Genomic DNA, 15,724 nt, shown 5'->3' on the forward strand with positions numbered 1-15,724 from the left:
CTCTCAGGTCCTTGTCTTGTCAGCCCGCCATCACTTCGCCGCCGGCCACCGGGATCGCCTGCCCGGTGATCGCGCCGGCGGACGGCTGGCACAGCCATGCCACGGCGTCGGCCACCTCCTCGGGTTGCACCAGTCGCCGCTGCGGGTTGCGCGCGGCCAGTTCGGCGCGCGCCTGGTCCTCGCTGCGGCCGGTCTTGCCGACGATGTTGGCGACGGCGTCGCGCACGATATCGGTCTCGGTGTAGCCCGGGCAAACCGCGTTGACGGTCACGCCCTTGGCCGCGGTCTCCAGCGCCAGCGCGCGCGTCAGTCCGATCACGCCATGCTTGGCCGCGCAATAGGCGCTGACGTAGCCGTAGCCGATCAACCCGGCGGTGCTGGCCACGTTGACGATGCGGCCCCAGCCGGCTTCGAGCATCGCAGGCAGTGCGGCCTGCGTGCACAGGAAGGTGCCGGTCAGGTTCACGTCGAGCATGCGCTGCCACAGCGCGGCATCGGTCTTCATGAAGGGGGCGCTGTGCGCCTGCCCGGCGTTGTTGACCAGCATCGATACCGGACCAGCCTGCTCCGTGGCCGCGGCAAAGGCGCGCGCTACGCTGCCGGCATCGGCGATATCGGCCGTGACGAACGAAACGTTGGCGCCTGCCGGTGCCTGCTCGCGCAGGACTTGCACCGTCGCTTGCAGCGTGCCGGCATCGCGCCCCAGCAGCGTGACGCTGGCGCCGTCGGCCAGCAGCCGCCGCGCGATCGCTGCGCCGATGCCGCGCCCGCCGCCGGTGACCAGCGCGTGCCTGCCGGCCAGTGTCGCCATGCTGCCCGTCAAGCCTGCTTCTCCTGCGCCGCGGCGCGTTCGAGATTGGTTTCCAGTTGCCGCTTGCCCGCCAGGTACTGCTTGGGCCAGTTGATGTCGCGGTAGCCGATGCGCGCGGCTTCATGCAGCGTCCACGCCGGGTTGGCCAGGTGCGGCCGCGCGATCGCGCACAGGTCGGCGCGGCCCGCGGCGATGATCGAGTCGACATGATCGGCCTCGAAGATCGCGCCCACGGCGATGGTGGCGATGCCCGCCTCGTTGCGGATGCGATCGGCGAACGGGGTCTGGTACATGCGGCCATAGACCGGCGCCTGGTCCGGGCTGACCTGCCCCGACGAGCAATCGATCATGTCGGCGCCGGCGGCCTTGAAGGCGCGGGCGATTTCGACGCCGTCGTCGGGCGTGATGCCGCCTTCGACCCAGTCGTGCGCCGAGATGCGCACCGACATCGGCTTGTCCTGCGGCCATACCGCGCGCACGGCCTCGAACACCTCCAGCGGATAGCGCAGCCGCGCCGCGAGCGAGCCGCCGTATTCGTCGTTGCGCGTATTGGTCAGCGGCGAGATAAAGCTCGACAGCAGGTAGCCGTGGGCGCAGTGCAGCTCGAGCCAGTCGAAGCCCGCTTCGGCCGCGCGCCGCGCGCTGGCCACGAAGTCGTCGCGCACGCGGTCCATGTCGTCCCGCGTCATCTCGCGCGGGGTCTGCGACTCGCCGGGCAGGTACGGCAGCGGCGAGGCCGACATCACCGGCCAGTTGCCCTGCGGCAGCGGATGGTCCATCGCTTCCCAGCCAAGTTGCGTCGACCCCTTGCGGCCCGAGTGGCCGATCTGCATGGCGATGCGCGCATCGCTGTTGGCATGGACGAAATCGACGACGCGCTTCCATGCGTCGCGCTGCTCATCGTTCCACAAGCCCGGGCAGCCCGGCGTGATGCGTGCATCGGGCGACACGCAGGTCATTTCCGCCACCACCATGCCGGCGCCGCCCAGCGCGCGCGAACCGAGGTGAACCAGGTGGAAGTCGCCCGGCATGCCGTCGGTGCAGGAGTACATCGCCATCGGCGACACCACCACGCGGTTCTTCAGCGTGACGCCGCGCAGCCGGAACGGCGTGAACATCGGCGGCAACGGCTCATGCTCGCGCAGCTTCAGGCTTTGCTGCGGCACGCCGGCGTGTTGCGCCAGCCAGTGCTCGAATTGCGCCACATAATCGGCGTCGCGCACGCGCAGGTTCTCGTGCGAGATGCGCTGCGAACGCGTCAGCAGCGAATAGGCGAACTGCTCCGGCGGCAAGCTGCCGGCGTAGCGCTCGACGTTCTCGAACCACTCGGTCGAGTTGCGCGCGGCATTCTGGATCTTCAGCACTTCCACGCCGCGCGTGGCTTCATAGCGCGCCAGCGCATCAGGCAGGCCGTCGTGGCCGCTGCCGCGGATCTCTTCGGCCAGGTCGATCGCATCTTCCAGTGCCAGCTTGGTGCCGGAACCGATCGAGAAGTGCGCCGTGTGCGCGGCATCGCCCATCAGCACTACGGGCACGCGGCGACCGTCCGGCAGCGTGTTCCAATGCACCCACTGGCGGCAGATCACGCGCGGGAAGCGGATCCAGATCGCCGAGCCGCGCAGGTGCGCCGCGTTGGTAATCAGCTTGTTGCCGTCGAGGTAACGCGCAAACAGCTTCTCGCAATACGCCACGCCCTCTTCCTGGCTCATCTCGTCGATGCCGGCGGCGCGCCAGACCGATTCCGGTGTTTCGACGATAAAGGTCGAGGTGTTGTCGTCGAAGCGGTAGGCATGCGCCTGGAACCAGCCGTGCTCGGTCTTCTCGAAGGCGAAGGTGAAGGCGTCGAACAGCTTGTGCGTGCCCAGCCAGACGAAGCGGCACTGGCGCGTATCGATGTCGGGCTGGAAGGTCTCGGCGTAGCGGGTGCGGATGCGGCTGTTCAGGCCATCCGAGGCGATTACCAGGTCAGCCTGGTATTGCATCGCCAGCGCCTGGTCGTCGGTGACATCGTTCTCGAACACCAGCCTGACGCCGAGCGCTTCGCAGCGCGCCTGCAGGATGTTGAGCAGGCGCTTGCGGCCGATGCCGATAAAGCCATGGCCGCCGGAACGGATGGTGCGCCCGCCGATATGGATGTCGATGTCGTCCCAGTGGTTGAAGGCGGCGTTGATCTCGTCGGCGCTCACCGGATCGGCTTGCTTCAGGTTGTCCATGGTGGCATCGGAGAACACCACGCCCCAGCCGAAGGTGTCGTACGGCCGGTTGCGCTCGACCACGATCACTTCGTTAGCCGGGTCCTGCAGTTTCATCAACAGGCCGAAGTACAGTCCGGCGGGGCCGCCGCCAATACAAAGCACTCGCATCGCTTCATCTCCTGCCGGCCGTGCCGTCATGTAGATCATGTCTAAATATTTTATGCTTCAAATATTAGATTGCATCACGAGATAAGGCAAGCATTCGGTGCGGAGTGCCTCGCCACGCACTCCGCACCGTCGACCGCTTCAACCCTTCATCCCTTCAGCGCCGCCTGGATCTGCTCCAGCGCACCCGGATCTTCGATGGTGGTTAGGTCGCCCGGGTCGCGCCCCTCCGCCACGGCCTGCATGGCGCGCCGCAGCAGCTTGCCCGAACGCGTCTTGGGCAGCGCATTGACAAACAATACCCGCGCCGGCCGCGCCACGGCGCCGAGTTGCTGTTCCACCGTCTTCATCAGGTCGCCTTCCAGCGCCAGCCGCTCCTGCGGCGTTGCGGTGCGGGCCGGATCGCGCGCGATGCAGAACGCCATCGCCACCTGGCCCTTGAGCGCATCCTGCACGCCCACCACCGCCACCTCGGCCACGGCGGCGTTCGAAGACAGGCTTTCCTCGATCTCGCGCGTGCCCAGCCGGTGGCCGGCGACATTGATCACATCGTCCGTGCGGCCGAGGATAAAGACATAGCCGTCCTCGTCGCGCACGCCCCAGTCAAAGGTGGAATAGCACAGCCGGTTCGGCACCGCCTCCCAGTAGGTGCGCACGAAGCGGTCATCGTCGCCCCACACCGTGCTCATGCAGCCGGGCGGCAGCGGCCCGTCGATCGCGACCACGCCCTTCTGGTTGGGCGGGCATTCCTCGCCGGTGTTCTCGTCGACGATCTTCAGGTCGTAGCCGTAGGCCGGCACGCCCGGCGAGCCCAGCTTGGGCGGCAGCGGCTCGATGCCGCGCTGGATCGCCAGGATCGGCCAGCCCGACTCGGTCTGCCAGTAGTTGTCGACCACCGGCTTGCCCAGGCCGTCCTGGATCCAGCGCGCGGTGGGCTCGTCCAGCGGCTCGCCGGCCAGGAACAGCAGGCGCAGGCTGGACAGGTCGTAGCGGGTCAGCCAGGCCGGGTCCTGCTTCTTCAGCACGCGGATCGCGGTGGGCGCGCTGAACATCAGGTTGACCCGGTATTGCTCGACCAGCCGCCACAGGATGCCGCCGTCCGGGCGGATCGGCGTGCCTTCGTACATCAGCGTGGTCATCCCGGCCAGCAGGGGCCCGTAGACGATATAGCTGTGGCCGACCACCCAGCCGATATCCGAGGCCGTGAACATGGTGTCGCCCGGCTTGCCGCAGAAGATGTATTCCATCGACGTGGCCAGCGCCACCGCGTAGCCACCGGTATCGCGCTGCACGCCCTTGGGCTTGCCGGTGGTGCCGGAGGTGTAGAGCACATAAGACGGCTCGGTGGACTCCAGCCATGCGCATGGCACCTGCACGCCGGCCACGCGGTCGCGCCAGGTGGCATAGTCTTCATCGCGGCCTTCGGTGCGCGGCATGTCGGCCAGCTGGCGGTCGACCAGCAGCACCTTCTCCGGCTGGTGCGACGACAGCCGGATGGCCTCGTCCAGCAGCGGCTTGTACGGCACCACCTTGCCGGCGCGCGAGCCGGCGTCGGCGCTGATCACCACGCGCGGGCGGGCGTCGTCGATCCGTGCCGCCAGGCTCACCGAGGCAAAGCCGCCGAACACCACCGAATGGATCGCGCCGATGCGCGCGCACGCCAGCATCGCAAACGCAGCCTGCGGGATCATCGGCATGTAGACCAGCACGCGGTCGCCCTTCTGCACCCCGAGCCCCTGCAGGATCGCCGCCATGCGGTTGACCTCGTCGTGCAGCTCGGCATAGGAGTAGCTGCGGGACTGGTCGACTTCGGTCGAAACCCAGTGCAAGGCGGGCTGGCTGGCGCGCGCCGCCAGGTGGCGGTCTACCGCGTTGTGGCACAGGTTGGTGCGTCCGCCCACGAACCAGCGGGTGAACGGCGCGTGGCTGTTGTCGAGCACCTGATCGAAGGGAGTTTCCCAATCGATGCGTGCCGCCTGTTCGGCCCAGAACCCCTGCGGGTCGGCCAGCGAACGGGCATGCACGGCATGGCTTGCCGTCATGGCAGTCTCCTCCGCGTCTGCGGTCATTGTGATGATGACGGTAGTTTGCCACCGGCGCGGGCGTGGAGGAAACGGGATTCAGAGGGGTGCCGCCCCCGGCCGATGCACACGGCAGATGCAAAAAAGGCGTGCCGCCGGCACGCCTTTTTGCTCTCAAGCCCTGCGCTCAGCGCGCCTTGCTGCCCTTGCTGCTGGCCTTGACGCTGGACTTGGCCGATGCCTTCACCGGGGCCGCCTTGGCCTCGCGCGCCACCTTGGCCGTCGGCGCCGCCTTGGTACCGCGGCGCGGGGAGGCTTCCACAGTGATGCGCTTGCGCGGCTCGGCCTTGCCCCCCTGTGTCGAGACGCGCACGATTCTGCCCTTGCTGCCACGTTCGGCGCGCTCGGCGCGGTCTTCGCGCTCGGCCCGGTCGGCCCGTTCGGCACGCGCCGCGCGGACCGCGCCGGCACCGCGCACCGGCACCATCAGCACCAGGCTCTGCCCTGCCACCAGCTTGGTGCCGGACAGCTTGTTCCAGGACTGCACCTGGCCCGGCGACACGCCGTAGCGCCGCGCCACCGACGTCACCGTATCACGCCGGCTTGCACGCACCACCACGCGGCGCGCGTCGGGCAGGTCGGGCTCCATCGCCAGCATGGCGGTGTCGGCCAGGCTCGCGCTGATGTCCTGGTCGTGGCGGCCCGAACGCGGGATCATCACGGTCGAGCCGGCCTTCAGGCGCATGCCCTTGGGAATGCTGTTGATTTCGCGCAGCGTGTCGGCATCGACATTGAGCCGCGCCGCCAGCGACTCGACGCGCTCGCGCCCGTCCACCGTGACCGCGGTCCAGCTCGACAACCCGCCGCGGTAGGTGTTCAGGTTGTACTGGAAGCGCTCGGCATTGTCGAACGGCAGCAGGATCTGCGGGTTGGATGCCCCCAGGATCACCGGGCGGTTGAACGACGGGTTCAGCGCCTTGAACTCTTCCAGCGTCATGTCCGCCAGCTTGGCGGCGAGGTTCACGTCGATATCGCGCGACGTGGTCACCGTGACGAAGTACGGATGGTCCGGGATCTCCGGCAGCCTGACGCCATAGATGGCCGGGTTGGCGATGATGTTCTTGACCGCCTGCAGCTTCGGCACGTAGTAGCGCGTCTCGTTGGGCATGGTCAGGCTGGCGTAGTCGGTCGGCAGCCCGCGCGCCTGGTTGCGCGCGATCGCGCGCGACACCGCGCCCTCGCCCCAGTTGTACGCGGCCAGCGCCAGGTGCCAGTCGCCGAACATGTCATAGAGCCGCTGCAGATAGTCCAGTGCGGCATCGGTCGAGGCCAGCACATCGCGGCGCTCGTCGCGGAACATGTTCTGCTTCAGGTTGTATGACTTGCCCGTACTGGGGATGAACTGCCACATGCCGGCGGCCTTGGCGCTGGACTGGGCCTGCGGGTTGAACGCGCTCTCGACGAACGGCAGCAGCGCCAGCTCGGTCGGCATCTTGCGGCGTTCCAGTTCCTCGACGATGTGGTACAGGTAGCGGCTCGACCGCCCGACCATGCGCTCCATGTATTCCGGGCGCTGCGCATACCACTGGGTGCGGTCATCGACCAGCGTGCCCTCCAGGTCCTGCATGGCAAAGCCGCGCCGGATCCGGTCCCAGATATCGTTGGACGGGCCGCGCAGCCAGTCCAGGCCGCCCTGGTCGACATTGATGGTGGAAGAGGATGACAGCGCCGACTTGTCGCTGAGCGAATTGAGCGGATCCTGGCGCCTGGCAGTCTGGGCGGTCGCGCCGTTGGCATCGGCGTCAGGCGGCGTAGGGGTGCTGGCGCAGGCTGCAAGCAGCGCCGCACAAGCAACTACCGCCAGTAATCGACCAATTTTCATTAAGTTCTCGAATCGTGACGCTAAAAGGATGCGTGATGCTAAAAAAAACGGCCTATCGCGTCAATCAGATTTTTCTAGGTAGCGCCCCGAAAGCCTTGACCCGCAAGGGTTTTCGGCCTGCCTTTAATTTAGCGGAAATTGTCCTTCCACCCGCGCAGCGCGCCAAATGCCTTGGCATCGCTGTCGGTGGCACCGCCGTGCGCCGACACCGCTGCGCGTACCGACGGCTCGCGCGAGCGCAGGAACGGGTTGACCTCGCGCTCGTGGGCGATGGTGGTCGGCAACGTAGGCGTGTCCGCGGCACGCAGCGCATCGACGCGCTGCTCCCACGCCGCCAGCGCGGCATTATCCGGCTCGACCGCCCGGGCAAAGCGCACGTTGCTGCGCGTGTACTCGTGGGCGCAGTAGACGCGGGTGTCGCCCGGCAGGCCCGCCAGCTTGTCCAGCGACGCCAGCATCTGCGCCGGCGAGCCCTCGAAGAGGCGCCCGCAGCCGCTGGCGAACAGCGTGTCGCCGCAGAACACGGCGCGGCCCGCTTCGCCCAGGTCGCCCACATAGGCGATATGGCCGGCGGTATGCCCGGGTACGTCCAGCACCCGCAACGTCACCGGGGGCTCGGCCAGTGTCACCTCGTCGCCTTCGCGCAGCGCCCGGGTGCGTCCGCCGATACGTTCGCCGGCGGGCCCGAGCACCGGCATCGGCGCGCCCGATGGCGTGCTCGGGTGTGCCGCCAGCAGGCCGGCAACGCCGCCCTGGTGATCGCCGTGGTGGTGAGTGATTACAATAGCGCCCAGAGCCAGCCCCCGCTGCGCCAGAAATTCCTCCACCGGCGCCGACTCGCCGGGATCGACCACGGCGGCATGATGCCCATCGTGAATGGCCCAGATATAGTTATCCTGGAACGCCGGGATCGGCTCAACCTTCAACATGCGCATGCTCCTATGTCCAATCGTCCCAATCGCCGGAACGGCGAGTACGGCCAGCGCGGCCTGAATGGCCCCAATGGTCCCAATGGCCCGATTGTAAGCTGGGAAGACTGGCTGGCCTCGCCGCCCGGCAAGTACATGCTGCGCTGGGAAGCGCAGCAGTACGACCGCACCGTGGCGGACATCTTCGGCTACCACGCCGTACAGCTGGGCATGCCATACGTCGATACCCTGCGCGAGAACCGGATGCCGTTCTCGGCGCTGGCGCTGGATCCGGCCAGCGGGCCGCACGGGCCGCGCGCGGCACATCCGGACGCGCGCCAGCTGCTGTGCCGCTTCGACGAGCTGCCGTTCGACACGCAGAGCGTAGACCTGGTAACCCTGCCCCATATCCTGGAGTTTGCCGAAGACCCGCACGAAGTGCTGCGCGAAGTCTCGCGCGTGCTGATGCCCGAAGGGCGCGTGGTGGTCACCTGCTTCAACCCGATGAGCCTGTGGGGCGCGCGCCAGGGCATGAACCGGCTCGGCGCCACGCCCTTCCTGCCGACCGATGCGCAGCAGATCGGCTTCGTGCGCATCAAGGACTGGCTCAAGCTGCTCGGCTTCGATATCATCCGCGGCCGCTTCGGCTGCTACTGCCCGCCCTATCGCACCGAGCGCTGGCTGCAGCGCACCGCCTTCATGGAAAAGGCCGGCGACCGCTGGTGGCCGATCTTCGGCGCGGTCTACATGATCTCGGCGATCAAGCGCGTGCGCAACATACGACTGGTCGGCCCTGCGTGGAAAGCCAAGCCGGCGCTGGCACCGGTGGCAACGCCCGTGGCAACGCCCACCGGCACCCACGGCAAGACGCCCGGCGACGACCACTGAGCCGGAGCCACGGCGGACAACCCATGCGCCGGCCGCGCTGCGCGGCCGGCCCCCAACGGAATTCCATGCAAGAAGTCACGATCTACTCCGACGGCGCCTGCAAAGGCAACCCCGGCCGCGGCGGCTGGGGTGCGGTGCTCGTCGCCGGCACCAATGAAAAAGAACTGTTCGGCGGCGAGCCCAACACCACCAACAACCGCATGGAGATGACCGCGGTGATCGAAGCGCTGCGCGCGCTCAAGCGGCCCTGCACCGTGCGGGTCTACACCGACTCGCAATATGTCCAGAAAGGCATCAGCGAATGGCTGCCCGGCTGGAAAGCCCGCGGCTGGAAGACCGCCGACAAGAAGCCGGTGAAGAACGCCGACCTGTGGCAGGAACTCGACGCGCTGACCCAGGGACACCAGATCTCGTGGCACTGGGTGCGCGGCCACAACGGTCATCCCGGCAACGAGCGCGCCGATGCGCTGGCCAACCGCGGCGTCGAATCGATCGGCCGCTGAACCGCCGCAACGCCACAACAAGAACCGCGGGGCAATGCCGCTCCGCTAGAATGCCCGCCATGCGACAAATCGTTCTCGACACCGAAACCACCGGCCTGAATGCCGCCACCGGCGACCGCCTGATCGAAATCGGCTGCGTGGAGCTGCTTAACCGCCGCCTGACGGGGCGCCACCTGCACTTCTATGTCAACCCGGAGCGCGACATCGACGAAGGCGCGATCGCCGTCCACGGCATCACGGTCGAGTTCCTGGCGGACAAACCCCGCTTTGCCGAGGTCGTGCACGAGATCCGCGAATTCGTCGCAGATGCCGAGCTGATCATCCACAACGCGCAGTTCGACCTGGGCTTCCTCGACATGGAATTCCACCTGCTGGGCATGCCTCCCTTCCGCGAGCATGTCGGCAACGTGATCGATACGCTACGCGAAGCGCGGCAGATGTTCCCCGGCAAGCGCAACTCCCTCGACGCCCTGTGCGACCGGCTGGGGATCAGCAACGCGCACCGCACGCTGCACGGCGCATTGCTCGATGCGGAATTGCTGGCAGAGGTCTACCTGGCAATGACCCGCGGCCAGGATTCGCTGGTAATCGACACCATGGAAAGCGGCACTGGCGCAGGCGGGGCCACCGCTACGGCCGACCTCTCTCGGCTGGTACTGCCGGTGCTGCGCGCCACCGAGGCGGAACTGGAAGCCCATTTCGATCTGCTCAAGGGCCTGGACAAGGCCAGCGGCGGCAAGACGGTATGGCAGGAAGCCACGGCCGAGGAACCCGGCACGATGGCCGCCTGAACAAAAAGTTGGGAAAAGGGCTTTACAAGATACAGGGAGCCCTGCATAATCTCATTTCTCCGCTGCACGACGGCAACGACGATGCAGAAAGGGGTGGTTAGCTCAGCGGTAGAGCACTGCCTTCACACGGCAGGGGTCACAGGTTCAATCCCTGTACCACCCACCAGAACACGGAAAGCCAGCCTCGTGCTGGCTTTTCTCATTTCTGGGGTTAGGACACACTAACCCCGCGATTTCTGGCCTCCCTCGAATCGGTCCGATTGCCACAAATTTGCCACACGCAAACTTGTGAGGACCACGAATGGCGACTATTCGGCAACGGGGCTCGAACTGGGAAGCCCAGATTCGGCGCAAAGGCTGGCCTACCCTTTCCCGCAGCTTCTCCACCAAGGCAGACGCCCGTGCATGGGCGACGGTAATCGAATCCGAGATCGAGCGCGGGGTCTTCATTGATCGCACCGAAGCTGAGAAAAACACCCTGGGCGATCTGATTCGAAGGTACCTACAAGAGGTGTCCGGCCAGAAAAAAGGGGCCGAATCCGAACGATATCGGCTCACTGCGATGCTCCGCGACCCACTCGCACAGGTAAAGGTTGCCGCCCTGTCTGGCAAGCTCATCGCCGAATGGCGCGACAAACGACTGAAGCAGGTGTCCGGCTCCACAACGAACCGCGACCTGAACCTGATTTCCCATGTAATCAATGTGGCAGGCAAAGAATGGGGAATCCACATTGACAATGCCGTGTCGATGGTTCGCCGGCCCGCCGAAAACCGCGGGCGCAATCGTCGCTTGGGACACGGGAATAGGAACGACTCCTTGCCGCGCTCGAAACGCCTCCACGCGACCCAAGAGGTCGCCTTACTGGCCCGAGTGCGTATTCCGGTGAATGTGACCGCTGATTCCGGCATCGTGACCGCGGATTCCGCTTTATCGTGACCGCTGTTTCCCAGCGGTTTCCGGTTGGTCGTGACCGGCAATTCCGGCATCGTGACCGGTGATCGGTTGAGGGTGTTGCGCGGGGACGGATTCTACTCTGCCAGGCTAGGCAGTTGGGTTGCCGCTGGCTGTGGCGCTTGTTTTTTGAGCAGTCTTTCTCATTGAGTCGCCGGCCAGCGTGATGCGGTGAATGCGGTGCATCAGTCGATCGAGAATCGCATCGGCGATGGTTGCGATCAATGCCCCGTCCGGGGCGGGCATCGAGGTCTTCGATGGCGGCCTGGGGGTACTTGAGCCGGGCTCGCTGCAAGAGTCGGGCAAGCTTGCGGTCATTGCGCCAGAGCAGCCCCAACAATGCCGAACGCGATGGCACCCGCAGGGTGAAGCGCAGCAGCGATGCGGGCCGAAAGCAGCGGGTGGATCTTGCGCAGCAGCCCGAACTCCAATATCCGGGCACCCACCTGAGCGGGGCCGATCAGCGCACCGACCATCACGGCAGTTGCGAGTGTCGCACCACCTGCCTGCAGCAATCGCGGCAGGTGCGCCGCCATGGCGGTGCTAATGAACCAGGTGGCGGCGAAGACAAAGGCGAGTGTGAACGAGGCAAGCCGCTGAGAGGGCACGCCATCCTTAGGAGCCTGGGAGGACGCAGTCTTTGCGGGTGGCGGGTCCGTGGCCGTACTGTTAGGCGTGCTGAGATTGGCTGGCAATCACACGACTCGTTGGCTCCATGGCCATCCCGTCCGTTTTTTATTCGACTTCGCCGCTATCTGTGTCGGTGACCTGCGCGTCCCGTTCATGGCTCATGGCGGCCGCGGCGAGCGCGGCGACGTTCGCAGGCGCCGCTTCCTTGCGTTCGCTATAGCGGTCCGTCAGATAGTCGCTGCGATCACGCACCAGCAGAGTGAACTTGTACAGTTCCTCCATGACGTCGACCACCCGGTCATAGTAGGAGGACGGCTTCATGCGGCCGTTCGTGTCGAACTCCTGGTATGCCTTGGCTACCGATGACTGATTGGGAATCGTCACCATGCGCATCCAGCGCCCCAGCACGCGTAGCGCGTTGACCGCGTTGAACGACTGCGAGCCGCCGCAGACCTGCATCACCGCGAGCGTGCGACCCTGAGTCGGTCGGATGGATCCGATCTCCAGGGGCAGCCAGTCGATCTGGTTCTTGAAAACCGCGGTCAGCGTGCCGTGCCGCTCGGGACTGCACCACACTTGGCCTTCCGACCACTCCGAGAGCTTGCGCAGTTCAACCACTTTGGGGTGATCGGCGGGAACACTGTCGCACACCGGAAGGTCATGCGGATCGAACACGCGCGTCTCCGCGCCGAAATGCTGCAGGATCCGCTCGGCTTCCTGCACCAGCAGCCGGCTATAAGACGTTTCGCGCAGCGAGCCATAGAGCAGCAGGATGCGCGGTGGATGCGTGCTGACGCGCACCGGTTCCAGCTTGTTCAGGTCCGGGGTATCGAGCACGGCCGGGATAACGTTAGGCAGCGCCATGGTCATTTGACCCTCCGGCCTTGCGCGTCGATGACGGCTTCGCCATCCTCCTTGGTGAAGGCACCTTGCTGTGGCGAGGGCAGGATGTCGAGCACGAGTTCCGATGGCCGGCACAGCCGCACGCCCCGCTCTGTGATGACGAACGGCCGGTTGATCAGGATCGGATGGGCCAGCATCGCTTCGAGCAACTGCTCATCGGTCAGGGCCGGGTCGGACAAGCCCAGTTCGGCGTAGGGCGTACCCTTTTCGCGGATGGCTTCACGAACTGTGAGGCCCGCAAGGCTAATCATCTGTTGCAACGTCTGTCGGTCAGGCGGCGTGCTCGGATATTCGATGACATTCGGCGCGATACCCGCATTGCGGATCATGGCCAGTGTGTTGCGCGATGTGCCGCAGGCGGGGTTGTGATAGATGGTGACGGACATGGTTTCCCGGGTTCAGTTGGTATCTGGTTGCAGGCAGTTGAAAGGATTCCAACCAAGGCGGCAAGAGTGGCGCCCCGGTTCCGGTCAGCGTCAGTCTGCCTGGTGCTCGCCGGAGGCTTCGATGACATTTGGGTGGCCGTGGGGTAACGCACGCGGCTCAAGCAGCCGATGCAGCCCCAGCCCGATGGCCGCGCCGAGACATTGCGCCAGCATGAATCCCGGCACGCTCGCCGGTGCGATGCCCGCAAAGCTGTCGCTGAACATGCGCCCGAACGCGGCTGCGGGATTGGCAAACGAGGTGGATGCGGTGAACCAGTATGCCGAGCCGATATAGGCCGCCACCATGGCAGAGGCGCGCCCGTTCGGGGCGCGCAGAATCACCAAAAGCAGGCCGGCGGTCGCAACGGTTTCAGCAATCCATTGCCCCGGACCGCTGCGGACCTTGGTGGAAAGCTGCAGGATCGTCATGTCAAACATGGCATGGGCGAGCCAAGCCCCCAGCACCGCGCCTACGAGCTGGGCGGCGATGTATGGCAGCAGCGCCGCGCCAGGCAGTTCACCTCGCGCCACCATGACGGCGCTGACGGCTGGATTGAAGTGCGCGCCGCTGATCGGGCCAAAGACTTCAATCAAGATGTACAAGCCACCGACCGTGGCCGCCGTGTTGGCCAGCAGGGCGACGGCGACATTGCCGCCGGCAAGCCGCTCTGCCAGCATTCTCGCCGACAAATTCATCCCAGCTCTTGCTGCGGAAGTCGCTGACGTCGACGCCAGCATTGCCAAGCACCTCGATGGCGAACGGATTGATGCGTCCGCTGGGCGAGCTTCCGGCGCTATAGGCGCGCACATCGCGGCCAAACTGCTTGGCCAGATGGTTCAACATTCCTTCGCTCAGCACACTGCGGGCCGAGTTGTGGGTACACAAAATCAGTACGTTGGTGGTCATGGGGCGCTACGAAATAGTCAGATGCGGAGGGAATGCGTATCACTGTTTCCCGATGTCCTTAACAGCCTTCTGAAGTGCGACGGCGTCCAGCTTCGGAAGCGGCAATGACAGGAACAATTCGATACGGCGCTTGAGCGTAATGGTTGCGTCGTTGATGGCTTGCTGCTTCTGGGCCTCGGTACCCTCACAGGCAGCCGGGTCGGGGACGCCCCAGTGCGCTGTCATCGGCTGGCCTGGCCATACCGGACAAACTTCGCCCGCTGCCTTGTCACACACCGTGAAGACAAAATCGAGTTTCGGCGCCCCGTCTTGTGAGAACTCATCCCAGCTCTTGCTGCGAAAGGTGGTCGTGTCCAGCCCGTGGCGAGCTAGTGCCGCCAGTGCGAGGGGATTGACTACGCCAGTCGGATGACTGCCGGCCGAATAGGCGCGGAAGCTCCCCTTGCCCAGATGGTTCATCAACCCTTCCGACAAAATCGAGCGTGCCGAATTGCCGGTGCAGATGAACAGCACGTTGTAGGTCTTTTCGTTCATGACGGACCCTTAGCAGCAGGAAGGCTTGGCGTTGACCGCAATGCCGATCGGCTTGCCCTTCGGAGCTCGGGGGGCGCAACAGGCCGACTCCTGGCCAGCAGCGTCGACTTTTCGGGATTCGCCGTACACCGGCACATTGCCCAAGGTATGGAAGTGCTCCCACGCGATGCCTTGGGGGTCCGTGACCCAGTACTTCTCGCTTTTCGCATAGCAGCAGGTGGTCTCACCTTCGTCGAGCAACGCCATGTCGGCTGCTTCGGCTCGCTGCTTCAGTTCGGCCAGTTCGGCCGCGTCGTCTGTCTGAAATCCGAGGTGGTCGACGCCAGTCTCCGCGCCACGGGCCGAGATGGCGAAGTTCACGCGGGGATCCTCCAGCATCCACTTCGCATAGTCCACTTTCACGACCGTTGGCTCGGCTGCGAAGAGGGCTGAGTAGTAGCGAATACTGGCAGAGAGATCGGCGACGCTGACGTGAACGTGGAAGCGCTTCATGATTTGGGCTCCAAGGCGACGGAACAGGTGGACACAGGCGAGCACGGATTGCCGCTGCAGCAGTTCTCCGTGAGGTAACCCAGCAATCCGTTCATGGTCTCGAAATGAGCCATGTAAATAATTGAACGACCGTCCTGCCTACTGGATAGCAGCTTGGCGCGGTGCAACTCCTTCAGATGAAAGGAGAGGGAGGACGCCGGCATTGCCATCAACTCGGCAATCCGGCCGGCGGGAAGTCCCGCGGGACCGGCCTGCACCAGCAGCCGGAACACGGACAGGCGTATCGAATGGGCGAGCGCGGCGAGCGCTTCAAGGGCGTGGTCGGTTTCCATTTTTCGAAAATATTCGAATTATAGAATTCTGTAAAGTGTAATTTCTGTGTCCCCTGGCGACTCTCTCTTTCAGCTCGGTTGCTACGGCGAACAAGCGCATATGGCATGGAAGTGAGGGGAATGCGGCATGCCACAATTGCGCCACATACGAAAAGCTAACTTGAACTCACACCTGCTAACGAGCGCCAACGTAAACTCTTGTTTCGCAAAGGCCTTTTTGCTAACCTGTTGTAAATTAAGGGCAATGATTCCGATTCACACGGCAGGGGTCACAGGTTCAATCCCTGTACCACCCACCAGCATTCAGGAAAAGCCAGCCTCGCGCTGTAATGCCGTTCAGTTAAGGTCCTTTCTGAGGAACCGGACGGTGTAGCGCTTAGGCAGG

General features: G+C 65.0%; 15 protein-coding genes, 1 tRNA gene and 3 pseudogenes. 5 read left to right on the plus strand and 14 right to left on the minus strand.

Going from position 1 to position 15,724, the window contains the following annotated elements; translation table 11 throughout:
• Window positions 1-19: 19 nt before the first annotated feature.
• The 5 genes from IPF36_RS31775 to gloB all read right to left on the minus strand — a co-directional run bounded on the left by IPF36_RS31775 (window position 20) and on the right by gloB (window position 8,003).
• Window positions 20-823 carry an SDR family NAD(P)-dependent oxidoreductase gene (locus IPF36_RS31775; protein WP_133096083.1) on the minus strand — a complete coding sequence of 268 codons (804 nt, stop codon included), beginning with the start codon at window positions 821-823 and terminating at the stop codon, window positions 20-22.
• Complete coding sequence (locus tag IPF36_RS31780; protein WP_195431989.1) at window positions 820-3,174, minus strand: bifunctional salicylyl-CoA 5-hydroxylase/oxidoreductase; 2,355 nt, start codon at window positions 3,172-3,174, stop codon at window positions 820-822. Before IPF36_RS31780 ends, IPF36_RS31775 begins: the two co-directional genes overlap by 4 nt.
• A 146-nt stretch (window positions 3,175-3,320) precedes the next feature.
• On the minus strand, window positions 3,321-5,240 hold the full coding sequence (locus tag IPF36_RS31785; protein WP_195431999.1) for a propionate--CoA ligase: 1,920 nt from the start codon (window positions 5,238-5,240) through the stop codon (window positions 3,321-3,323).
• A 139-nt stretch (window positions 5,241-5,379) separates the two neighbouring features.
• Entirely contained in the window at window positions 5,380-7,074 is a 1,695-nt protein-coding gene (locus IPF36_RS31790; protein WP_135705537.1) for a transglycosylase SLT domain-containing protein, read from the minus strand.
• Between the two features lie 128 nt (window positions 7,075-7,202).
• Window positions 7,203-8,003, minus strand: a complete 801-nt coding sequence (gene gloB / locus IPF36_RS31795) for a hydroxyacylglutathione hydrolase (RefSeq protein WP_195432009.1) — start codon at window positions 8,001-8,003, stop codon at window positions 7,203-7,205.
• A gap of 135 nt (window positions 8,004-8,138) precedes the next feature.
• Between gloB and IPF36_RS31800 the strand changes: the two genes are divergently transcribed.
• The 5 genes from IPF36_RS31800 (at window position 8,139) to IPF36_RS31820 (ending at window position 11,101) form a co-directional block, all read left to right on the plus strand.
• Window positions 8,139-8,870 carry a class I SAM-dependent methyltransferase gene (locus IPF36_RS31800; RefSeq protein ID WP_195432029.1) on the plus strand — a complete coding sequence of 244 codons (732 nt, stop codon included), beginning with the start codon at window positions 8,139-8,141 and terminating at the stop codon, window positions 8,868-8,870.
• 65 nt (window positions 8,871-8,935) lie between these two features.
• Window positions 8,936-9,373, plus strand: a complete 438-nt coding sequence (rnhA, locus tag IPF36_RS31805) for a ribonuclease HI (RefSeq protein ID WP_029046361.1) — start codon at window positions 8,936-8,938, stop codon at window positions 9,371-9,373.
• 59 nt (window positions 9,374-9,432) lie between these two features.
• Entirely contained in the window at window positions 9,433-10,164 is a 732-nt protein-coding gene (gene dnaQ / locus IPF36_RS31810; protein ID WP_195432011.1) for a DNA polymerase III subunit epsilon, read from the plus strand.
• Between the two features lie 91 nt (window positions 10,165-10,255).
• A tRNA-Val gene (locus IPF36_RS31815) sits at window positions 10,256-10,330 on the plus strand.
• A gap of 135 nt (window positions 10,331-10,465) precedes the next feature.
• Window positions 10,466-11,101 (plus strand): Shufflon-specific DNA recombinase, encoded by a 636-nt coding sequence (locus tag IPF36_RS31820; protein ID WP_135705539.1) that lies wholly within the window; start codon window positions 10,466-10,468, stop codon window positions 11,099-11,101.
• Window positions 11,102-11,206: 105 nt separating this feature from the next.
• On the opposite strand, the pseudogene IPF36_RS34430 reads toward IPF36_RS31820, so the two are convergent.
• The 9 genes and pseudogenes from IPF36_RS34430 to IPF36_RS31865 all read right to left on the minus strand — a co-directional run.
• Window positions 11,207-11,332 (minus strand): annotated as a pseudogene (locus tag IPF36_RS34430) (ATP-binding protein); the annotation flags it as partial.
• Window positions 11,333-11,472: 140 nt separating this feature from the next.
• Window positions 11,473-11,715 (minus strand): annotated as a pseudogene (locus IPF36_RS31830) (MFS transporter); the annotation flags it as partial.
• A gap of 136 nt (window positions 11,716-11,851) precedes the next feature.
• Complete coding sequence (gene arsH / locus IPF36_RS31835) at window positions 11,852-12,616, minus strand: arsenical resistance protein ArsH (protein ID WP_133096077.1); 765 nt, start codon at window positions 12,614-12,616, stop codon at window positions 11,852-11,854.
• Entirely contained in the window at window positions 12,613-13,035 is a 423-nt protein-coding gene (arsC, locus tag IPF36_RS31840) for an arsenate reductase (glutaredoxin) (protein WP_135705540.1), read from the minus strand. The genes arsH and arsC overlap by 4 nt, the downstream gene beginning before the upstream one ends.
• Window positions 13,036-13,125: 90 nt before the next feature.
• On the minus strand, window positions 13,126-13,770 hold the full coding sequence (locus tag IPF36_RS31845; protein ID WP_255519962.1) for an MIP/aquaporin family protein: 645 nt from the start codon (window positions 13,768-13,770) through the stop codon (window positions 13,126-13,128).
• Window positions 13,754-13,981 (minus strand): annotated as a pseudogene (locus IPF36_RS31850) (arsenate reductase ArsC); the annotation flags it as partial. The pseudogene IPF36_RS31850 and the gene IPF36_RS31845, both read right to left, overlap by 17 nt.
• A gap of 39 nt (window positions 13,982-14,020) precedes the next feature.
• On the minus strand, window positions 14,021-14,515 hold the full coding sequence (locus IPF36_RS31855; RefSeq protein WP_135705542.1) for an arsenate reductase ArsC: 495 nt from the start codon (window positions 14,513-14,515) through the stop codon (window positions 14,021-14,023).
• 9 nt (window positions 14,516-14,524) lie between these two features.
• Window positions 14,525-15,007: an ArsI/CadI family heavy metal resistance metalloenzyme gene (locus IPF36_RS31860; RefSeq protein WP_133096072.1), complete on the minus strand. Its 483-nt coding sequence runs from the start codon at window positions 15,005-15,007 to the stop codon at window positions 14,525-14,527.
• A complete protein-coding gene (locus tag IPF36_RS31865) occupies window positions 15,004-15,339 on the minus strand; it encodes a helix-turn-helix transcriptional regulator (protein ID WP_135705543.1) in 336 nt (111 codons plus the stop codon). The genes IPF36_RS31860 and IPF36_RS31865 overlap by 4 nt, the downstream gene beginning before the upstream one ends.
• Window positions 15,340-15,724: the final 385 nt, after the last annotated feature.

The sequence above is a fragment of the Cupriavidus sp. IK-TO18 genome (assembly GCF_015549295.1).
GTDB classification, from domain to species: Bacteria; Pseudomonadota; Gammaproteobacteria; order Burkholderiales; family Burkholderiaceae; genus Cupriavidus; species Cupriavidus oxalaticus_A.

What these genes read in the sequence shown, in the direction of transcription:
- IPF36_RS31780 (WP_195431989.1), bottom strand. Translation starts at nt 3,174, where the DNA reads ATGCGAGTGCTTTGTATTGGCGGCGGCCCCGCCGGACTGTACTTCGGC.
- IPF36_RS31785 (WP_195431999.1), bottom strand. Translation starts at nt 5,240, where the DNA reads ATGACCGCAGACGCGGAGGAGACTGCCATGACGGCAAGCCATGCCGTG.
- IPF36_RS31790 (WP_135705537.1), bottom strand. Translation starts at nt 7,074, where the DNA reads ATGAAAATTGGTCGATTACTGGCGGTAGTTGCTTGTGCGGCGCTGCTT.
- gloB (WP_195432009.1), bottom strand. Translation starts at nt 8,003, where the DNA reads ATGTTGAAGGTTGAGCCGATCCCGGCGTTCCAGGATAACTATATCTGG.
- IPF36_RS31800 (WP_195432029.1), top strand. Translation starts at nt 8,139, where the DNA reads ATGCTGCGCTGGGAAGCGCAGCAGTACGACCGCACCGTGGCGGACATC.
- rnhA (WP_029046361.1), top strand. Translation starts at nt 8,936, where the DNA reads ATGCAAGAAGTCACGATCTACTCCGACGGCGCCTGCAAAGGCAACCCC.
- dnaQ (WP_195432011.1), top strand. Translation starts at nt 9,433, where the DNA reads ATGCGACAAATCGTTCTCGACACCGAAACCACCGGCCTGAATGCCGCC.
- IPF36_RS31820 (WP_135705539.1), top strand. Translation starts at nt 10,466, where the DNA reads ATGGCGACTATTCGGCAACGGGGCTCGAACTGGGAAGCCCAGATTCGG.
- arsH (WP_133096077.1), bottom strand. Translation starts at nt 12,616, where the DNA reads ATGACCATGGCGCTGCCTAACGTTATCCCGGCCGTGCTCGATACCCCG.
- arsC (WP_135705540.1), bottom strand. Translation starts at nt 13,035, where the DNA reads ATGTCCGTCACCATCTATCACAACCCCGCCTGCGGCACATCGCGCAAC.
- IPF36_RS31845 (WP_255519962.1), bottom strand. Translation starts at nt 13,770, where the DNA reads ATGAATTTGTCGGCGAGAATGCTGGCAGAGCGGCTTGCCGGCGGCAAT.
- IPF36_RS31855 (WP_135705542.1), bottom strand. Translation starts at nt 14,515, where the DNA reads ATGAACGAAAAGACCTACAACGTGCTGTTCATCTGCACCGGCAATTCG.
- IPF36_RS31860 (WP_133096072.1), bottom strand. Translation starts at nt 15,007, where the DNA reads ATGAAGCGCTTCCACGTTCACGTCAGCGTCGCCGATCTCTCTGCCAGT.
- IPF36_RS31865 (WP_135705543.1), bottom strand. Translation starts at nt 15,339, where the DNA reads ATGGAAACCGACCACGCCCTTGAAGCGCTCGCCGCGCTCGCCCATTCG.